Origin of the sequence: Streptomyces ossamyceticus (assembly GCF_001418475.1) — a bacterium.
GTDB lineage: Bacteria > Actinomycetota > Actinomycetes > Streptomycetales > Streptomycetaceae > Streptomyces > Streptomyces ossamyceticus.
Window position 1 is genome coordinate 1 of sequence record NZ_LIQX01000990.1, and the last position, 1,193, is coordinate 1,193.

Genomic DNA, 1,193 nt, shown 5'->3' on the forward strand with positions numbered 1-1,193 from the left:
GCGCCCACTGCACGGCGCCCCGCGAGCCGTACCGGGTCGGCGGTGCCGCCACGTACTCGCCCTCGCCCAGCGCCCTGAGGTCGAGCGACAGCGGGGACCAGCCCAACTTCCGTACGAGATCGGGGACCTTGACCGACGCGCCCGGCAGCACGAAGAAGTGCATCCGGCGGTCCGGCGTCCAGGTCACCGGGCCGAGCGTCAGATCCATGCGCTCCATCCGGGCCAGCGCCAGCAGGCCGGCCGTCTCGGGAACGTCGATCGTGTCGAACGTACGCCCTGTCGGCAGCAGGATCGAGGCGGTCGGCTGCTTGGACCACAGACGGCGTGCGACGGTCGCACTGCCTGTCGCCTGGGTCGCCCAGTCCTCACGCGCCGGGTGCGCGCCGGGGGTCGCGCACGTGGTGTTGCCGCAAGAGCAGTGCTGCACCCCGTCGACTGCTTCCAGCCACGCACCGGGAAACACGTCCCAGTGACGTTCTTCGGCGTATCGAACGGCGGTGTCCAGCAGCGTTTCACCACGCTGCTTCGGGATTTGGGCAGCTTCAGGGCCCGCGATGGTCTCTTCCACGATGAACACAACTCTAGCGCTCATCAGTGGTTACGGATGTCACATGCGCGGGGGAGAGCATCGGCGATCGGGCCGGGGCGCATGGGTGCATGTCCGGGGGCGCGCGGGCGGGATCACCGAGTGAGCCGGGTAGCCACGTGTGGGGTACAGCATCCGTGTTTACCCCGGCAATCGTGGAATGTCTCGCATCTTCGGTATGTCGGCGGGGCATTGATCTTCGAGGCCGGATCCCTTCGACATCTGGGTATGCGCTTTCGGTACGCGTGTTCGGCGCGCGCACCGAGTCGTATGTCCGTGTGCTCGAAGGGGACCGGCCGCTGAGGACACGTCAACTCGAAGCGTGGGCAGGCATCACAGCCACAGGGGGTACGCCATGGCCGCAAGGCCGCTCGTCGCCAGGCAGCCGAACGAACGGCTGCAGGCGCTCATCCAGGAAGCGGGCTGTTCCAACGCCGGGTTGGCCCGGCGGGTCAACATGTGCGGCGCGGAGCACGGACTCGACCTCCGCTACGACAAGACGTCCGTCGCGCGCTGGCTGCGCGGACAGCAGCCGCGGGGCCGGGCTCCCGCGATCATCGCCGAGGCGCTGGGGCGCAAGCTGGGCCGTACGGTCACGATCGACGAG

At 68.7% G+C, this 1,193-nt stretch carries 1 protein-coding gene and 1 pseudogene; one reads left to right on the top strand and one right to left on the bottom strand.

From position 1 onward, the window contains the following. Nucleotides 1-577, bottom strand: a 577-nt coding sequence (locus tag AOK15_RS41255; RefSeq protein WP_079058980.1) for a bifunctional DNA primase/polymerase, incomplete at its 3' end; no start/stop codon positions are given. Nucleotides 578-941: 364 nt separating this feature from the next. Here AOK15_RS41255 and AOK15_RS48240 point away from each other — a divergent pair. Beyond that, nucleotides 942-1,193 (top strand): annotated as a pseudogene (locus AOK15_RS48240) (transcriptional regulator); the annotation flags it as partial.